The organism is Parabacteroides chinchillae (assembly GCF_900108035.1).
GTDB classification, from domain to species: Bacteria; Bacteroidota; Bacteroidia; order Bacteroidales; family Tannerellaceae; genus Parabacteroides; species Parabacteroides chinchillae.
The window spans coordinates 90,903-107,692 of record NZ_FNVS01000013.1; the positions used below are offsets into that span (position 1 = coordinate 90,903).

General features: G+C 42.7%; 16 protein-coding genes. 11 read left to right on the top strand and 5 right to left on the bottom strand.

The window, feature by feature from the left end:
- The first annotated feature begins 70 nt into the window (after positions 1 to 70).
- The 5 genes from C4S38_RS11255 to C4S38_RS11275 all read left to right on the top strand — a co-directional run bounded on the left by C4S38_RS11255 (position 71) and on the right by C4S38_RS11275 (position 5,873).
- On the top strand, positions 71 to 1,456 hold the full coding sequence (locus C4S38_RS11255; RefSeq protein ID WP_103983818.1) for a TolC family protein: 1,386 nt from the start codon (positions 71 to 73) through the stop codon (positions 1,454 to 1,456).
- Between the two features lie 30 nt (positions 1,457 to 1,486).
- Entirely contained in the window at positions 1,487 to 2,491 is a 1,005-nt protein-coding gene (locus C4S38_RS11260; protein ID WP_099464959.1) for an HlyD family secretion protein, read from the top strand.
- A 7-nt stretch (positions 2,492 to 2,498) separates the two neighbouring features.
- Entirely contained in the window at positions 2,499 to 3,677 is a 1,179-nt protein-coding gene (locus C4S38_RS11265) for an ABC transporter permease (protein ID WP_103983819.1), read from the top strand.
- Between the two features lie 5 nt (positions 3,678 to 3,682).
- Positions 3,683 to 4,921 (top strand): ABC transporter permease, encoded by a 1,239-nt coding sequence (locus C4S38_RS11270; protein ID WP_103983820.1) that lies wholly within the window; start codon positions 3,683 to 3,685, stop codon positions 4,919 to 4,921.
- Between the two features lie 64 nt (positions 4,922 to 4,985).
- Positions 4,986 to 5,873 carry a sugar phosphate isomerase/epimerase family protein gene (locus tag C4S38_RS11275; protein WP_103983821.1) on the top strand — a complete coding sequence of 296 codons (888 nt, stop codon included), beginning with the start codon at positions 4,986 to 4,988 and terminating at the stop codon, positions 5,871 to 5,873.
- 106 nt (positions 5,874 to 5,979) lie between these two features.
- On the opposite strand, the gene C4S38_RS11280 is transcribed toward C4S38_RS11275, so the two are convergent.
- Positions 5,980 to 6,717 (bottom strand): HAD family hydrolase, encoded by a 738-nt coding sequence (locus C4S38_RS11280; RefSeq protein ID WP_103983822.1) that lies wholly within the window; start codon positions 6,715 to 6,717, stop codon positions 5,980 to 5,982.
- Positions 6,718 to 6,923: 206 nt separating this feature from the next.
- Here C4S38_RS11280 and C4S38_RS11285 point away from each other — a divergent pair, with 206 nt between their 5' ends.
- The gene (locus C4S38_RS11285; RefSeq protein ID WP_146059479.1) at positions 6,924 to 7,115 is read left to right on the top strand and encodes a hypothetical protein; all 192 of its coding nucleotides are present in this window, start codon (positions 6,924 to 6,926) and stop codon (positions 7,113 to 7,115) included.
- A gap of 190 nt (positions 7,116 to 7,305) precedes the next feature.
- On the opposite strand, the gene C4S38_RS11290 is transcribed toward C4S38_RS11285, so the two are convergent.
- The 4 genes from C4S38_RS11290 to C4S38_RS11305 form a co-directional block, all read right to left on the bottom strand.
- Positions 7,306 to 8,649: a glucose-6-phosphate isomerase gene (locus C4S38_RS11290; protein ID WP_103983824.1), complete on the bottom strand. Its 1,344-nt coding sequence runs from the start codon at positions 8,647 to 8,649 to the stop codon at positions 7,306 to 7,308.
- A 50-nt stretch (positions 8,650 to 8,699) separates the two neighbouring features.
- Positions 8,700 to 9,695 (bottom strand): NAD(P)H-dependent glycerol-3-phosphate dehydrogenase, encoded by a 996-nt coding sequence (locus tag C4S38_RS11295; protein WP_103983825.1) that lies wholly within the window; start codon positions 9,693 to 9,695, stop codon positions 8,700 to 8,702.
- A gap of 10 nt (positions 9,696 to 9,705) precedes the next feature.
- A complete protein-coding gene (gene lysS / locus C4S38_RS11300) occupies positions 9,706 to 11,436 on the bottom strand; it encodes a lysine--tRNA ligase (RefSeq protein ID WP_103983826.1) in 1,731 nt (576 codons plus the stop codon).
- Between the two features lie 87 nt (positions 11,437 to 11,523).
- Positions 11,524 to 11,952 carry a helix-turn-helix domain-containing protein gene (locus tag C4S38_RS11305; RefSeq protein ID WP_103983827.1) on the bottom strand — a complete coding sequence of 143 codons (429 nt, stop codon included), beginning with the start codon at positions 11,950 to 11,952 and terminating at the stop codon, positions 11,524 to 11,526.
- A gap of 156 nt (positions 11,953 to 12,108) precedes the next feature.
- Here C4S38_RS11305 and C4S38_RS11310 point away from each other — a divergent pair, with 156 nt between their 5' ends.
- From C4S38_RS11310 to C4S38_RS11330, 5 genes are read left to right on the top strand one after another with little or no spacing between them, the layout of a single operon-like run.
- Positions 12,109 to 12,315, top strand: a complete 207-nt coding sequence (locus C4S38_RS11310; RefSeq protein WP_103983845.1) for a hypothetical protein — start codon at positions 12,109 to 12,111, stop codon at positions 12,313 to 12,315.
- Positions 12,316 to 12,348: 33 nt separating this feature from the next.
- The gene (locus C4S38_RS11315; protein WP_103983828.1) at positions 12,349 to 13,665 is read left to right on the top strand and encodes a DUF3575 domain-containing protein; all 1,317 of its coding nucleotides are present in this window, start codon (positions 12,349 to 12,351) and stop codon (positions 13,663 to 13,665) included.
- A 32-nt stretch (positions 13,666 to 13,697) separates the two neighbouring features.
- The gene (locus C4S38_RS11320) at positions 13,698 to 14,678 is read left to right on the top strand and encodes a DUF5119 domain-containing protein (RefSeq protein ID WP_103983829.1); all 981 of its coding nucleotides are present in this window, start codon (positions 13,698 to 13,700) and stop codon (positions 14,676 to 14,678) included.
- A complete protein-coding gene (locus C4S38_RS11325) occupies positions 14,675 to 15,604 on the top strand; it encodes a fimbrillin family protein (RefSeq protein WP_103983830.1) in 930 nt (309 codons plus the stop codon). Before C4S38_RS11320 ends, C4S38_RS11325 begins: the two co-directional genes overlap by 4 nt.
- A 44-nt stretch (positions 15,605 to 15,648) precedes the next feature.
- Entirely contained in the window at positions 15,649 to 16,662 is a 1,014-nt protein-coding gene (locus C4S38_RS11330; protein ID WP_103983831.1) for a fimbrillin family protein, read from the top strand.
- Positions 16,663 to 16,790: the final 128 nt, after the last annotated feature.

The window sequence follows — 16,790 nt, forward strand, 5'->3', positions numbered from 1 at the left end:
CCTGTACTTTTGTGCCGGATATTCATATATTTGTCCTTATTAGGGTGTTAGAATGAAAAACGGAACGAAGATGAAACGAATCATTGTATTATTGGTACTATTGATGACGCTTGGCCAAGCCTATTCCCAACAAGTGCTGACTTTGGAAGAATGTCGTAACTTAGCTATTCGTAACAATAAGGAACTGCGTATTTCCGGCGAGAAAATCAAGATGGCGGATAATGAAAAGAAAGCCGCTCTTACCAAGTATTTTCCACAGCTTTCGGCAATGGGAGCCTATATGTGGAATCAAAAAGATTTGAATCTGTTGGATATGGGGGCTTTGCAATCTGCCATCGGTTCTTCGTTGGGAGAACTGGCTCATTTGCCTATCGTGGATAAAGTGGTAGGAGGTGTAAACGATCTTCAGCATCTTGACATACAGAATGTATGGGTCGGAAGCGTATCGTTGGTACAACCCGTATTTATGGGAGGGAAGATTGTATCTTACAATCAGATAGCCCAATATGCCAGACAACTGGCACTTTCCATGAACGACTTGCAATTGCAGGAAACAATCTATAAAACCGACGAAACGTACTGGCAGGTTATTTCTTTGGTAAATAAGAAGAAACTGGCAGATGCTTATGTGCAACTTCTTCGCAAGATGGATAGTGATGTCACTGCTATGATAACAGAGGGTGTGGCAACGGAGGCCGACGGTTTGTCTGTAAAAGTAAAACTTAATGAGGCGGAAATGGCACAGACAAAAGTGGAAAACGGCTTGGCTCTGTCGCGTATGCTTTTAGCCCAGATTTGTGGTTTGCCATTAGAGCAGGCTTTAATACTGGCAGATGAAAATATAGAAGATTTTCCTGTTACTGTTCCGGATGCTTCGGCCGATGTAAACGAGGCTTTTATGAATCGCTTTGAACTGAAAAGCCTTGATCTGGCAAAGAAGATATACCAGAAGAAGGAAAGGATAGTACTTTCCGAAATGCTGCCTAGCGTAGCTTTGTCCGCGAACTATTTTGTAACGAATCCGAACCTGCATAATGGCTTTAAAAACGAGTTTTCCGGGATGTTCAATGTAGGGGTGATGGTAAAGGTTCCATTGTCTGGTTGGTGGGAAGGTACTTACAAACGTAATTCGGCCCGGGCTGAAACCCATATTAAAGCATTAGAGTTGGAAAATGCCCGTGAGAAAGTAGAATTGCAGGTAAATCAGTCTGTTTACAAGGTAAATGAGGCAGGCAAAAAGTTGATAGCTTCTTCACGCAATATGGAAAAAGCTGATGAAAATCTTCGCCATGCCAACTATGGCTTCGAAGAAGGTGTTATCCCTGCTCTTAACTTGATGGAAGCTCAGACGGCTTGGGTGTCTGCCCGTTCCGAATTGATTGATGCACAAATTGATGTAAAGCTGACTAAGGTTTATCTGGATAAAGCATTGGGTAAACTTTCTTCAAACGAATAGAATAATAACAATATAAAACGATATACAGAGATGAACGAAGATAAGAAGTTTACGATCAGTAACATGATGCTGGCATTCATTGCCGTGTTGGTAGTAGTTGGTTTGGTTGCTTTGGCCGGATTCTTTTTACTTACGCCTCCCGATGATATTATTATGGGACAGGCAGAAGCCACGCAGGTGCGTATTTCCGGAAAAGTTCCGGGACGTATTGACTCTTATCGCTTTGGAGAAGGAGACAGGGTAAAGGCTGGCGATACATTGGTTTTCTTGCATACACCGGAGGTTGAAGCTAAGTTGCAACAGGCAGAAGCCGTTCGTCAGGCTGCTGAAGCCCAGAGTGCAAAAGCGCAACATGGAGCTCGTTCGCAGGAAGTGACGGGTGCATATGAGTTGTGGCAAAAAGCGCAGGCCGGTTTAGAGATTGCCAAAAAGTCGTACGACCGTATTCAGAACCTGTATGATAAAGGTGTGATGTCTGCGCAGAAACGGGATGAGGTGGAAGCAAACTATAAAGCGATGGTTGCTACCGAGAAGGCGGCCCGTTCGCAATATGAAATGGCAAAAGAAGGTGCCCGTAAGGAAGATAAAGCAGCGGCTGCGGCATTGGTTCAGCAGGCCGGCGGAGCTGTTGCCGAAGTGGAATCTTATCTGAATGAATCGGCTTTGGTATCTCCGATAGACGGTGAAGTCTCCGAACGTTTTCCTGAAGTAGGAGAGTTGGTAGGAACCGGAGCACCTATTATGAATATTACCGATTTGAATGATATGTGGGTTACGTTCAGTATCCGCGAAGATTTGTTGAAGGATATAAAAGTGGGTTCCGAATTGCAGGCTTTTATTCCTGCTTTCGATAATCAGCCTGTAACATTGAAAGTATATTACATGAAGGATATGGGTTCGTATGCCGCTTGGAAAGCAACGAAGACGAACGGTCAATATGACTTTAAAACATTTGAGGTTCGTGCCCGTCCTGCGCAGCCAGTGGCCGACCTTCGTCCCGGTATGTCTGTTATCCTGAAAAAGAAATCGAAGTAACCTGACTATGACTATAAAGCAGTGTTTACATAGTATTCGTAACGTAGCGGCGCGGGAAATGCACCGGCTGGTTGAAAAGCCGATTTATATCTTCTGCATGCTGGTTGCACCTGTGCTTTGCATTGTATTTTTTCTGTCACTGATGAAAGATGGTTTGCCTACTGATATGCCTGTCGCAGTAGTAGATATGGACGGATCGGCTACATCACGTAATCTTATCCGTCAGTTAGATGCTTTTGAACAGACGAAGGTGGTAATGCGCACGCAATCTTTTTCCGAAGCCCGCAGGGAAATGCAGAAAGGGAATATATATGGTATCTTTTATATACCTGAAGATTTTGCAGTAAAGGCTACAACAGGTAAACAACCAAAGTTGTCATTTTATACAAATGGCACTTATCTGATAGCTGCTTCTTTATTGTTTCGCGACATGAAGACAATGTCCGTGTTGGCCGGTGCGTCTGTAGGGCTGCAAATGGGAAAGGCTAAAGGATATACTGAAGCCCGGATTATGGGACAATTACAACCTATAGTGATAGATACGCACCCGATTGGTAATCCGTGGCTTAACTATTCTGTATATCTTAATAATACGTTATTGCCGGGCATATTGCAGTTGATGATATTCCTTGTTACCGTATTTAGTATCGGGACAGAGATTAAATATGCTACATCCCGAAAATGGCTGGAAATGGGGAATGGTTCGCTTACTGTAAGTTTGATAGGGAAACTGCTGCCGCATACACTGATATTTACATTGACTGGTTTTATGTGTTGTGCTGTTTTATATGGTTTCAATGCTTTCCCTTTGCATAGTGGTTGGACGCCTATGCTGGCAGCTCTGTTTTTGTTGGTTCTGGCATCACAGGCGATGGGGATCTTTATGATTGGTGTATTACCTACATTACGACTGGGACTTAGTTTTGCTAGTTTGTTCGGTATGATCGCTTTCTCTATTGTAGGTTTTTCGTTTCCTGTATTGGGAATGGACCCAACATTGCAGGCATTGAGCAATCTGTTTCCTTTGCGTCATTACTTTCTGATTTATGTAGATCAGGCTTTAAATGGCCGGGATTTGTATTATACGATCGATCAATATTTGTGGTTGCTTGGTTTTCTTATACTTCCGTTTCTGATAGGAAAGAATTTAAAAGGAGCCTTGCTTTACTTTAAATATATTCCGTAAGAGATATGAAAAAAGAGCATCGTTTACGATATATTATCAAGGAAGGCATTCTGGATACATGTTATATCTGGAAGGATGAACTGAAGAATGTATTCAAAGACCCCGGTGTGATGATTTTCTTCTTCCTGGTGCCTTTCATTTATCCTTTGTTGTATTCTTTTATTTATAATAATGAAGTGGTTCATGAGGCAAAACTGGTTGTGGTAGATCAGTCCGATTCTCATCTGAGCCGCGAATTTATCCGTCGTGTCAATGCCACTCCGGATGTGCAGGTTGTTAGTATCTGTCCCGATATGGAAGCTGCCAGGAAAATGATGGATGAGAAGAAAGCATATGGTATCCTTTACTTTCCTTCCGATTTCAGTAAAGAAGTACATAAGGGAAATCAGACGGAAGTTGCTCTTTATTGTGATATGAGCAGTTTGCTTTTTTATAAAGCTTTTTTGCTGGCTTCGATGGAAGTGTCGTTGGATATGGGAGCGGAGTTGAGAGCGCATAATAATCCGGCTTCTACGGATAAGCTGCAGGAGATTACTGTTAATCCCATTCCTTATGAATCTATAGCGTTGTATAATACACAGAATGGCTTTGCCAGTTTCCTCGTACCGGCTATTTTGATTTTGGTTATCCAGCAGACATTAATATTAGGCATTGGTATGTTAGGCGGAACAGCACGTGAGAGAAATCGTTTTCATTGTCTGGTTCCTGTGAGCCGCCACTTCAATGGTACGCTACGTATCGTGTTGGGTAAATCGCTTACCTATATTTTGTTGTATGTAATTGTCTGTATCTGGGTTTTGGCTGTTGTTCCGAAACTCTTCGGGTTGCCACAGGTTGGTGAGGCATGGACGGTACTGTTGTTCTTATTGCCCTATTTGTTTGCTTGTATTTTCTTTTCAATGATGTTGTCCGGTTTTATGACGTCTCGCGAATCGCCCATGATGGTTTTTGTTTTTACTTCTGTTATATTGTTGTTTATCTCCGGTGTTTCCTGGCCAAAGGAAGCTATCCCGCCTTTTTGGAAAGCTTTGGGATATTTATTCCCGTCTACTCCCGGTATACAGGGTTTTATACGGATAAATACAATGGGAGCGACCCTTAGTGAGGTGGCGGCCGAGTATAAAACGTTATGGATTCAGGCTGGTTTTTATTTTATTACGGCTTGTATTATCTATCGTTACCAGATCATTCGTAGCCGTAAACTTATCATTCGCCAGTATAAATATATGAAAATGAAGCGCTAACTTGTATAGAATCAGCATTTTTTCTACATTTGCTAAAATTCTCAAGCAAACTTAATTATTTACTATGCAAAACAGACGTGATTTTTTGAGACAGGCATCCATAATGCTTGCCGGAGGTTTGGTTGTACCTCAGTTCTTATCTTCCTGCGTTAATAAAAGCGTTGCAAACGAATCTGCTAAAAATGTAGGTCTTCAGTTGTATTCTTTACGTGAAATGGTAAAGGAGTCGGGTATACGGTCTGTACTCGAAACCGCTTCTAAAATCGGGTATAAGAATCTGGAAACAGCCGGTTATGATAACGGTAAAATTTATGGACTGGCTCCTGCAGAGTTCAAAAAAATGGTGGAAGACCTGGGTATGAAGTGTACGAGTGCACATTTAGGACAGGAATATACCAAAGAAAAAGAAACCGAAGTGATGGCTTGGTGGGACCGTGCTATCGAAGCCCACAATGAATTGGGCGTAAAGTATATGATTCAGCCTTGGATGCCTGTCAATGACCAGACTACGCTAGATGACCTAAAGATGTATTGCGACTATTTTAACACTGTCGGATTTAAGACGGCAGCTGCCAGCATCGGATTTGGTTACCATAATCACAGTTTTGAATTCCGTAAAATCAATGACCAGTTGATTTATGACTTTTTGTTGGATAATGTTAGTCCGAATCATGTATTTTTTGAATTGGATGTATATTGGTGCAAAGAAGCCGGTAGTGATCCTGTGGCTTATCTGAAAGCACGTCCAAGCCAGTTTAAAGCACTTCATATTAAAGATGATAAAGAGATCGGTGCCAGCGGAAAGATGGACTTCAAGCCAATCTTTGACCAAATGTATGCAAATAATATCAAAGACTGGTATGTGGAAATAGAACAATATACAAACAATGATCCTGTAGGCAGCTGTCAGCAAAGTTATGACTTCCTGAATGCAGCGGATTATGTGAAATAATTAATTTACAGTAAAACAATAAAGAACTGGTCTCAAAAGCCATTACCGAACGTAAATCTGCGCATTCTGCTTCATCTGCGTTCGGTAATAACTTTTGAGACCTTTTTTATTTTGTGGCGGAACATATATCCATTATGTTTTTCCAGTCATCTGCCAGGCTTTTCATGTCGGGGTATAATAGGTTTGCTCCTTCGTCCAGCAAAACGGAATCAGGCAGAGGCCCCGTGTTTACGGCAATCGTAAAGATACCGGCAGCTACGGCTGCTTTTATTCCCATAGGTGCATTCTCTATAACAAATGCTTCGTTAGCTTTTACGCCGGCTTTTTGTAATCCCATCAGATATGGTTCCGGATGAGGTTTCCCATACTTGACATCAAATGCAGTTACCATCTTTTCGCGAGTGAAGCACCCCGGATAAGTATGGTTTAACTTATTAAGCAGACTGTGTTGTCCGGAGCCGGTAACTACTAAGGTTTGTAATCCGGATGTACGGGCTTGTTTTAATACATCGGCCGCACCAGGCATTGGCTCCCCATCGTTATACTTGTTAAACAAAGAAGATTTTTGTCTATATATCGTCTGTTTTTCTTCTTCGGTTGCATCCCGCTGGAAAGTGCGCTGGTAAAGTGCGTTTATAGTACTATTGCCTGTTTGCCCTTCAAACATATAAAAATCATCAGGACTGGAAAGAAGATGGTGTTTGGTTGCTACTTCGTGCCATGCACGGGCATGGAAACGCATGGAATCGTATAAAACTCCGTCCATGTCAAATAGAACAGCTTTTGGTAAGATAACTTCCTGTTTGTTTTTTTGCAGATATTGTGTAATTGCCTCTTGGATCATTTTTTTGATTATATGTTTACAGTGAGGCAAAAGTACAATATTTAGAACGTTTTAGCACAGAAATATTGTTTAATAACTGTTGTTGATTATGTAGAAACCACTATCTTTGATTCATATCATTTCATACGATTGCTCCTTCCTTTAAATATAATTGGTTCAATCGTGATTTTGTAACTTTATATTCAAGAGTAAATGTGGGAATTTCTTTGGCTACTACGAAAGTCTCTTTTTATGATGAACAAGAGCACCAAGCTACGGAAAAAACAAAAGTAACACCTTTCTTTATGTACCGGGCTTCACCTATTGGTTGGGAACTGGGGCGCCAGTTTGCAGGTTTTGTTGAAGCGGGCTTCGGGCATATGGGAGCGGTCGTTGCCGGTTTAAGATACAGAATGTAAATACGGCTGATAAATAATAAATAAAAAGAAGGTGTGTCAAAAGTCGGAATTAAGGAACGCAGACCATATTGATAATAAAAATCAGTCTGCGTTCTTCCGTGTGTTCTGCGTCATCTGCGTCCGGTAATAGCGTTTGATACACCTTCTTTTTATGTTTTAGCGACAAGAATTGTCAGCTATCATCTTTGGCTTATAGTTTTGCTTTTATAGCTTCACTTTCTTTTTCATAACCCGGTTTGTTCAGTAGGGCAAACATGTTCTTTTTGTAGGCTTCAACTCCCGGTTGGTCAAAAGGATTGACACCCAGCATGTAACCGCTGATACCGCAAGCTTTTTCGAAGAAATAGAACAGCTGTCCTATGTAATAGGCGCTTACTTCCGGCAATGTGATTTTCAGGTTTGGAACTCCACCATCCACGTGAGCTAGCTGGGTACCCAGTTCTGCCATCTTGTTTACTTCGTCTACGCGTTTGCCTGCAAGAAAGTTTAAACCGTCCAAATTCTCTTTGTCAGTCGGTATAATTACTTTGTGATCCGGATTTTCGATGGAAATAACAGTTTCAAAGATTATGCGTTCGCCCTCTTGAATCCATTGTCCCATGGAGTGAAGGTCGGTAGTAAAGTCTACGGAAGCAGGGAAAATACCTTTTCCGTTTTTACCTTCACTTTCGCCGTAAAGCTGTTTCCACCATTCACCGATGTAATGGAGTTTCGGATGGAAGTTTGCCAGGATTTCAACCTTTTTTCCACTCTTATATAATTCGTTCCGTGTAGCTGCATAGATAGCTGCAAGGTTTTGTGCAAAAGGTATACTTATATCGGTATTCTTTTCCATGTCTACAGCTCCCTTCACCAGTTCGCGGATATTGATACCGGCAACTGCTATAGGCAATAAACCTACAGGAGTAAGAACGGAGAAACGTCCGCCTACATTATCAGGGATGATGAATGTTTTGTAACCTTCCTGGTCTGCCAAAGTGCGAAGCGCACCTTTTTTTGCATCTGTTATTGCAACAATACGATGTTTGGCTTCTTCTTTGCCAACGGCATCTTCCAGCATTTTCTTTAACATACGGAAAGCCAGAGCCGGCTCAGTCGTTGTTCCAGACTTGGAAATATTGATGATACCGAATTGTTTGTCTTTCAAAATCTCACAAAGCTCATACAGATAATCTTCTCCGATATTGTGTCCGGCATAAAGTATAACCGGATTTTTACGGTCTGCCTGTAACCAGTCGAAGCTATTATTCAGAGCTTCTACAACAGCTTTTGTTCCTAAATAACTACCACCGATACCTACGGCAACAACTACTTCGCATTTTGAACGGAGAATGTTTGCTGTGTTTTCAATATCAGCCAACTCTGCTTCTGTGATAGAAGAGGGGAGATGTAACCAACCAAGGAAGTCGTTACCGGCTCCGTTACCATTGTGCAATGTAGCAATGCATTCGTTTGCCTTTGCTTCCTGAGCGTATATCTGCTCTTTTGATACAAAGCCTAGTGCTTTGTCAATGTTTAAACTGATGTTTTTCATAACTTATATCGGTCTTAAAGGGCAAACTTGTAATCTGCCTTTATTTGTTATTATTTGAATGTTTCAGTTAATTGCCTGATTACTGTTGTCGGCGATTTCTTTTTATACAAGATATCGTGTAAGGCATCCAGAATCGGCATGTTTACCTTGTATTTTTCATTAATTTCATAAATACATTTCGTTCCGTAATAACCTTCAGCAATCATCTCCATCTCCAGTTGGGCAGTTTTAACGGAATATCCTTTTCCGATCATTGTTCCGAATGTCCTGTTACGACTAAAACGGGAATATGCCGTAACCAGTAAATCTCCGAGATATACGGAGTCTGTTATATCGCGTTCCAGTCCGTGTACGGCATTCAGGAAGTTTCTCATCTCCTCGATAGCGTTGCAAATGAAAACGGCTATAAAATTATCGCCGTACTTCATGCCGTGGCAGACGCCTGCAACGATAGCATATACGTTTTTCAGAACTGAAGCGTATTCGATACCTGTAACATCTTTACAACACGAGTTGTTCAGATACGTATTTTTGAATACGGGCGCAACAGCTTTTGCATGCTCTATATTTGAACATGCAAGGGTGATATATGATAACCGCTCAAGTGCAATTTCTTCTGCATGGCACGGACCGCCGATAACAGCAATATTCTCAATCGGGACATTATAATATTCTGCAAAGTAATCGGCAACCAGCAGGTTTTCATCCGGAACGATTCCTTTGATGGCAGAAATGATGAATTTGTCTGTCATTGGAGTGGTTACTTTCATCAAATGCTGCTTGAGGAAAGGTGAAGGAGTTGCAAAGATCAGCGTGTCCGATTCTTTGATTACTTCGTTTATGTCTGTATAGAATTTGATTTTATCTGTGTCGAATTTTACGGCAGAAAGATAACTGGGGTTATGTCCTTGTTGCAGAAACTCTTCTACTTGGTCTGGTCTGCGCATATACCAGTTAATACTATCTTGGGTAGAAAGTACAATTTTGGCTAAGGCGGTAGCCCAGCTTCCGCCCCCCATTATTGCAATTTTTCCAGGCAATTTCATAGTATTATTTTTATTTGGCTGCGTTGGCAATCCATAATTCGACCTCTTCGGCCGACGGATTTTGCAATTCCAGTTTATACTTTTTGTTCATTTCGCAAAGTTCTTGCCTTAGTTTGTTCGGGTTTACATCTTTTAGTGTGTCAACCGTTGTATAACCGGCCTTTTGTAAAGCCGGAACCCATGCTTCGTTAATGCCGAGGGCAGCATATTTTTCCACCGGATCTTTTTTAACTGTCTTTTCCGGGCGCATTTGCGGGAAGAACAATACTTCCTGAATAGTCGTTTGTCCGGTCAGGTACATTACCAGACGATCCATACCTATACCCATTCCACTTGTAGGAGGCATACCGTATTCCAGTGCGCGGAGGAAGTCCTGGTCGATGAACATGGCTTCATCATCTCCTTTTTCGCTCAGGCGAAGTTGCTCCATAAAGCGTTCGCGCTGATCTATCGGGTCATTTAGTTCTGAATAGGCATTGGCGATTTCTTTACCGCAAACCATCAGTTCAAAACGTTCTGTCAGTTCCGGATTGCTACGGTGCTTCTTTGTCAATGGAGACATTTCAATAGGGTAATCCGTAATGAAAGTAGGTTGTATGTAGTTACCTTCGCATTTGGCTCCGAATATTTCATCGATCAGTTTGCCTTTACCCATTGTTTCATCCTGTTCAACATCCAGCTGGCGGCATACATCACGAAGCTGCTCTTCGTTCATCCCTGAAATATCTATACCGGTGTTTTCTTTGATGGAATCAATCATTGAAATCCGTTTGTATGGAGCCTTGAAGTCTATTTCTTTATCACCGTATTTTACTTTGGTTGTGCCCAGTACGTCCATACAGATACGTTCGAGCATTTGTTCGGTGAAGTTCATCATCCAGTTGTAATCTTTGTAGGAAACGTAAATTTCCATAGCTGTGAATTCCGGATTATGTGTACGGTCCATACCTTCGTTCCGGAAGTTCCGGCTGAATTCGTATACACCTTCAAAGCCGCCAACTATCAGTCGCTTCAGATAGAGTTCGTTGGCAATACGCAGATATAAAGGAATATCCAATGCGTTATGATGAGTAATAAACGGACGTGCACTGGCTCCGCCCGGAATACTTTGAAGCACAGGAGTGTCTACTTCCAGATAACCTCTTTCATTAAAGAAGTTACGCATGGAATTGAATATCTTGGTGCGTTTTACAAAAATGTCTTTTACACCGTCATTAACCACCAGGTCGACATAACGTTGGCGGTAACGCATTTCTGCGTCATTGAATCCGTCGTATGCCACACCGTCTTTGTATTTAACGATTGGCAGGGGTCTGAGAGATTTGGATAATACGGTTAATTCCTGGGCATGAATGGATATTTCACCCATTTGCGTACGGAAAACGAAACCTTTAACGCCGACAAAGTCCCCTATATCCAGTAATTTCTTAAATATCGTATTGTAAAGTTCCTTGTCTTCTCCGGGGCAAATGTCGTCACGGGAGATATAAACCTGTATTCTGCCTTCAGAATCCTGTAACTCCATAAAAGAGGCCTTGCCCATGATGCGACGGCTCATAATACGTCCCGCTATAGTCACCGCACGGGGTTCTGCATCATCTTTAAAGGATTCTTTTATTTCTTTTGAAAAAGCGTTTGTTACATACTCGGCTGCGGGATAAGGTTCTATCCCCATTTGGCGCAACTGCTCCATGCTGTTACGTCTGATGATTTCCTGTTCACTCAGTTCTAATAGATTCATTACGCTATTATTTTGTATAATACGGCGCAAAAATACAAAACTTTTTGGATATACGGCTTACCGGCAATGCGTATAGTTCATAATTCATTATTCTATCTCTTCTTTCTGTTTTTTATTTTCCAGAAATTCTATATAGGCTTTAAGCCGTCCTATATATTCTTTCAGATTACCTACTTCTTCATCTTTTTCTTTATATATTTTATACAAAATGGATTCGTCTTTTTGTGTATTTAGCAATACCTTTTTTGCCTCTGACGGCGAATTTAACTGTTCAGCTGCATTATTTTGGGTTATTTCGCCAATACCGGCCAATAGCCAATTGCCGTCTATTTTAAATATTAATACAATATTTTGTAATGCAGTTGCCCCTACGTTACTTCGTCCTTTGAAAATCTCTGTAATCATAGATGTACTAATGCCTATTTTAGTAGCAAAATCTTTATATCCAGTTACTTCTCCCATGGATAACAGATAGTCATACGCTTCTTTGAATCGTATAGTAAGTTCGCTCGCCATAGTTTTATTTTTACAGAAAATTGAAAATAATTCTTGATAGCCGTTGATTATTACAGAATGTTGTATATATTTGCATTAACAACTTAATTTGTTACCTCTACAGGTAACGCCCCAAATATAGTAAAATTTGGATTAGGATAAAACATGTATAACGCTATGGCTACAGTTAAAGTTAAAGAAATAGAACTTCCCGTATTGCCGCCCAAGAATTGGAAAAGAAGGGTTGCAGAAGTTGCGGGAGTTAGTGAAAAGACCGTGTATAATGCGATACGAAGAGGAATTAAGGGGCCTCAGTCAAATAAAGTAATGGAGGTTTACAAAAATCTGTATGGAAGGATAGTTGCCACTGAAAAAAATGGGTGATTTGATATTCTAAATTATGAAAAAGTAAGAGGAATGACGAAATCTGTATTGTTGGTATTCTTTTTTACTGTTTGTTTTCTGTTTTCGGGAAACGGATGGGCATTCGCTAAAGTGTCGGAAGAAGTACAAAATGTGTATCGTTTTGTTTTTCGCCCCGGGGGAGAATTGTATGAAGAAGGGTACCGGAATAATACGTACGAGTGGCAGCGGATTGTACAGGAAACAGCTGCCTTTTCGACTGCCTCGGCAAATTCGGATTACTACTTTCTGGTAGAATCGTTTATTGAAAGCGACGGGGATACGGATGATTATTTATTGAACCGTGCTGCTTTCAGGGCTGGTATTATTCGTTCGTTGCTAAGACAGCGTCTTGATATTCCGTATGAAAAAGTTGTCTTTTATATTAACAGGAGCGGGCAGGCATCCGATGTTGTGCAGGTGAGGTTGATAAATAAACCTGTACCGGCCGGGGCTAACCGCGATATTTTTTTCTCTTTCAGCAGTTCACGTCCGGATATTTCGGGGGCTTTATCCCGTTATGGGCAACTCCCTTTTTACGATCTGTATTATTATAATATGGAAGTAACAGATGCTTTTGAACCTGAAGAGGAAACAAAGGAACCGGCCGGAGAATTTTTAGCCGAAGTACCGGTGCAATCCGGACAAACTTCCGGAGAATTTACCGGATCTGTAGAACCTGAAGTGCAGCCTCTGTCCGAAGTTGAGCGCTTACCCGAACCGGCCTCTGCAGGGGTGTGTTCCGGAGCCGGCCTATTTAATATAGGTATAAAAACGAATCTGCTGCCGTGGATGGGACTGGTTCCTGTATGGGCTGTCGATGGCAAAAATGCTTCGGGCTACGGCACAGGTGCTCTTATGTATAATGGAGCTGTAGAATATTGTTTTGCGCAACGTTATTCGGCCGAATTTTCATTCTTATATGCTTATTCTTCGTACGACGGCCGAAAAGATAACCTGTGGGGTGTTTCCGAATTTGCTTTGGAACCCCGTTTATGGTTCTCGGATAATAACAGGTTCGGCGGCTTCAATGTCGGTTTCCGTGCGAGCTATGGCGATTTTGATATTCGGGATAACAAGCCCCAGAACTATGGGAAAACCGGACGGTTCTATTCGGCAGGTTTTACACTGGGGTATACATTGCCGCTATATAGCACCTGGCTTTTGGTAGAAGGCCGGCTGTCGGTGGGATACCGGAATGTTTATGATGGTAAGGTTTACCGGTATTCTCCGGCAGAGAATAAAAATTATTATGAAGACGCTTTTGCCCAAAGCAATTGGATAGTGGGAGCATCGGTAAATATTCTTTTTCGTTGCGGTTTTCGTAAATAATAAAGAAAGAAGGAGAGAAGGAGGATAACTAGATGAACAGGGAGATTTCACAAATGGAAATAAGCTATGGCAGATGGCTGCAAACCCTCTGCCTGAGCCTTCTCGTTTTTGTTTCGTCATGTACGTATGGCGATACAGACCGGTATTCGGCAAAGGGGAAAGGCAAAGTTTTTATTTCCTTGGATTGGAAAGGGCAGGCACTTTCTTCGAAAACACGCTTTTATTTTTATCCTTCCGGTAGCGATACTCCGGTTGTGTGCGAAGGCGATGGTAGCGGTTACGAAGGTGTTTTGCCTGCGGGAACTTATAAGATGGTGATGATAAACAGCGATTTTGAAAATATCTATTTGCAAACGGATAAAGGATATGACCAGGCGTATGCTCATAGCCTTTCTGCCTCCGGGGAGCCGGTATCCCTTGTAACCCGTGCCGGAGAACCTGTCCTTATCCTGCCTCCCGGTAACTTTTATGGTACGGGACTAGCCGATGTGCAGGTAGACGGTTCTCTGGATAAAATCTACACGGTTTATCCCCGGAAGTTGGTCTGTTCGGTTCTGCTGGACGTAAAGATCAAGGGAAGCGAAGAAGTTTCTGCGATAGAAGGGACGCTAACCGGCGTGTCTCCTTCCGTACATATTCCTTCGGGGAAGGCATCATATAATGATTTGGTGGCAGTGCCTGTTCCGTTAAGCAAGCAGGATGGAGGGCATTTCCGTTCCGAACAAACCGTATTTGGCCTGACACCTGATATTGACGGAGAGATGTCTGCCGGACAAAATAAGCTGGTACTGGATATCACCCTGGTTGATGGAAACGGATTAAAGAATGAATTGGATATAACCGAACTTATTAATGAAGCCGTATCGGGAGACGCTTCCGGTACGGTAGAAGCCACCATCGAGTTGGAATTAGTGATAGATACTTCCTGCCCCGAAGGCTTGCACCTCCAGTTGGTGGGATGGCATACCGGTACCGGATCGGCCGGAAATAATCGGAAGGAGGGTTTGGAATGAACGGAAAAATATTTATAGGAATAGTAGCGCTTTATATGGGATGTATAGCCTGTTCGGACGATTCCGGCAGCAAATATACAGACCGGTATAAACGTACGGTTTCGCTGCAGGTGGGAGTATATCCGCAAACGCGCGCCTGCCTCAGCAGCCTGGACGGCCAGCGGGTGGCCTTTGCCAAAGGAGATGCCCCTTCCGCCTATACCGAGACCTGGGAGGCTATAGCCCAAACGCCCGAAACCAGTCTGGATGGGGAATATATCTATCCCGAAGACCGTAGCTATTTGTATCTCCGGGGCTATTATCCGGTGGCTCCCTTATCGGAAGGGCAGGCAGTGTATCGTTTGGACGGTCAGACCGATCTGCTGGCAACAGTGGAGCGGAAAGGTAGTTTTATCGACAATTTTACTTTAGCGGATAAAACATTTTATTTCTACCATTTGCTTACGCAATGCGCATTCAACATACGCTTGACAAATACGGCAAACGGGGAAATCCGGTTAAAGAGTTTGTACATCAACGGAAGTAGGGAAGAGGCTTCGTTGCGATTGGCGGAAGCTGCTACGGATAAGTTGCCCGAAGTGTCGTTTAACGGCGATCAGGCCGGATTACCTGTCTATGTGGAGCCTGCCAGGAATGAAGGTATAGTTTTATCGGAAGAAGTCCGGCGGTTGCCTTTGCCGGTTCTGGTAGAACCGGGTGCGGAACTCACTTTGGATGTGGAACTCACTTTTTCCGGCAACGAAACGAAAGCTTACAAAGGACTGCCGGTCTGTTTTGATGAAGCGGATAAGAAGAGCCGTCCGGGTACGGCTTACCTTATCACGGTACAACTACATCCCTCGGATACTTCGGGTACCGGAGATATTTCTTTGGGAGTTTCGGTTACTCCGTGGCAGTCCGGGACAGGAAATGGAACCGTGCAATAAGAATATATGTGAATTTTAGTATAAAACTTCAAACAAGAACAAACATGAAGAAAACATGGTATGTCGCTGCTTTAGCAGTTATTGTTTTGGCCGGCTGTAGCAATGAAAATGAAACTACAGGGCTGGATAATGGTAAGACACCCATTTTATTGGGCACGGGGGTATCAACCAAAGCCCCTGTTAATACGGTTACCGGACTGAACGATGCCGGTATAGGTATTTTCGGTATTACAACCACCAACACAACAGCCGCCACCCCGATTGCGGATTGGACGGCAGCCGTTATCCTTGATAATGTAAAACCGGCAAGTGTGAAAGAAGACAATGGCATTGTGCTTCCTATTCCTTATTATTATCCGGCGCAGAAAACGGACTATGTTAAGTTTATGGCATTTCACCCGTATGCTGCAACGGGAACAAGCGGAGATAATTATCTTGAAGTATCGACCGCTGCAGCTCCTGTGTTTCATTTTACGCTTACCGGACAAGAAGACCTGATGTGTGCTGTTCCGGCTATCGGTAATAATGAAACTACCACACCTCCCAATTTGGACTTCGCCCACAAACTGACACAAATTACATTTAAGGTAATCAAACATGCAGACATGGCAAGCGTAAGCGGAACCGAGAACCTGCAGATAACCGGTATCCAGTTTGCTTCCGCTAATACAACCGGAAGTATGAACATCGAAGACGGCCTTGTTTCAGGCTGGGCTACGCCTGCTGCGTTGGTAGCGTTTAACGAAGCTGTCCATGGTGGAAAAGTAACGATTCCCGCTTCTACCGCAGAAGCTGCCAAGGTAGGTGTGCCGGTTATGTTGCAACCCGGACAATCTGAATTCCTGTTGAACGTCTCTACTTCTGCCAAAACATTTACCGATGTAAAGGTAATACCTGCAGGTGGTGATAGCGAATTTAAAGTAGGTAAATCGTATGAAGTTACCCTTACTTTCAACCTGGCTTCGGCCGATCCTGCAAAGCAAATCCAGTTAACAGCCTCTGTTCAGCCTTGGATAACCGGCGGTACAGGATCAGGATCGGTAACAGATAAACCGTAGTCGGTACAGGATTGTAGAGTGGCTTTTTGATACAGCCTTGTAGGGCTTTTTGATACAGATTTGTAGGGTAGCTTTCTGGTACAGGCTTGTAGAGATGGTAGCTTGCAGGTAATGGCTTTAGCCTGGTT

Bases quoted from the DNA above. Each gene is read 5' to 3' on its own strand.
- C4S38_RS11295 (WP_103983825.1), bottom strand. From the start codon at position 9,695: ATGAAATTGCCTGGAAAAATTGCAATAATGGGGGGCGGAAGCTGGGCT.
- C4S38_RS11275 (WP_103983821.1), top strand. From the start codon at position 4,986: ATGCAAAACAGACGTGATTTTTTGAGACAGGCATCCATAATGCTTGCC.
- lysS (WP_103983826.1), bottom strand. From the start codon at position 11,436: ATGAATCTATTAGAACTGAGTGAACAGGAAATCATCAGACGTAACAGC.
- C4S38_RS11270 (WP_103983820.1), top strand. From the start codon at position 3,683: ATGAAAAAAGAGCATCGTTTACGATATATTATCAAGGAAGGCATTCTG.
- C4S38_RS11310 (WP_103983845.1), top strand. From the start codon at position 12,109: ATGGCTACAGTTAAAGTTAAAGAAATAGAACTTCCCGTATTGCCGCCC.
- C4S38_RS11315 (WP_103983828.1), top strand. From the start codon at position 12,349: ATGACGAAATCTGTATTGTTGGTATTCTTTTTTACTGTTTGTTTTCTG.
- C4S38_RS11305 (WP_103983827.1), bottom strand. From the start codon at position 11,952: ATGGCGAGCGAACTTACTATACGATTCAAAGAAGCGTATGACTATCTG.
- C4S38_RS11325 (WP_103983830.1), top strand. From the start codon at position 14,675: ATGAACGGAAAAATATTTATAGGAATAGTAGCGCTTTATATGGGATGT.
- C4S38_RS11265 (WP_103983819.1), top strand. From the start codon at position 2,499: ATGACTATAAAGCAGTGTTTACATAGTATTCGTAACGTAGCGGCGCGG.
- C4S38_RS11290 (WP_103983824.1), bottom strand. From the start codon at position 8,649: ATGAAAAACATCAGTTTAAACATTGACAAAGCACTAGGCTTTGTATCA.
- C4S38_RS11255 (WP_103983818.1), top strand. From the start codon at position 71: ATGAAACGAATCATTGTATTATTGGTACTATTGATGACGCTTGGCCAA.
- C4S38_RS11330 (WP_103983831.1), top strand. From the start codon at position 15,649: ATGAAGAAAACATGGTATGTCGCTGCTTTAGCAGTTATTGTTTTGGCC.
- C4S38_RS11260 (WP_099464959.1), top strand. From the start codon at position 1,487: ATGAACGAAGATAAGAAGTTTACGATCAGTAACATGATGCTGGCATTC.
- C4S38_RS11280 (WP_103983822.1), bottom strand. From the start codon at position 6,717: ATGATCCAAGAGGCAATTACACAATATCTGCAAAAAAACAAACAGGAA.
- C4S38_RS11320 (WP_103983829.1), top strand. From the start codon at position 13,698: ATGAACAGGGAGATTTCACAAATGGAAATAAGCTATGGCAGATGGCTG.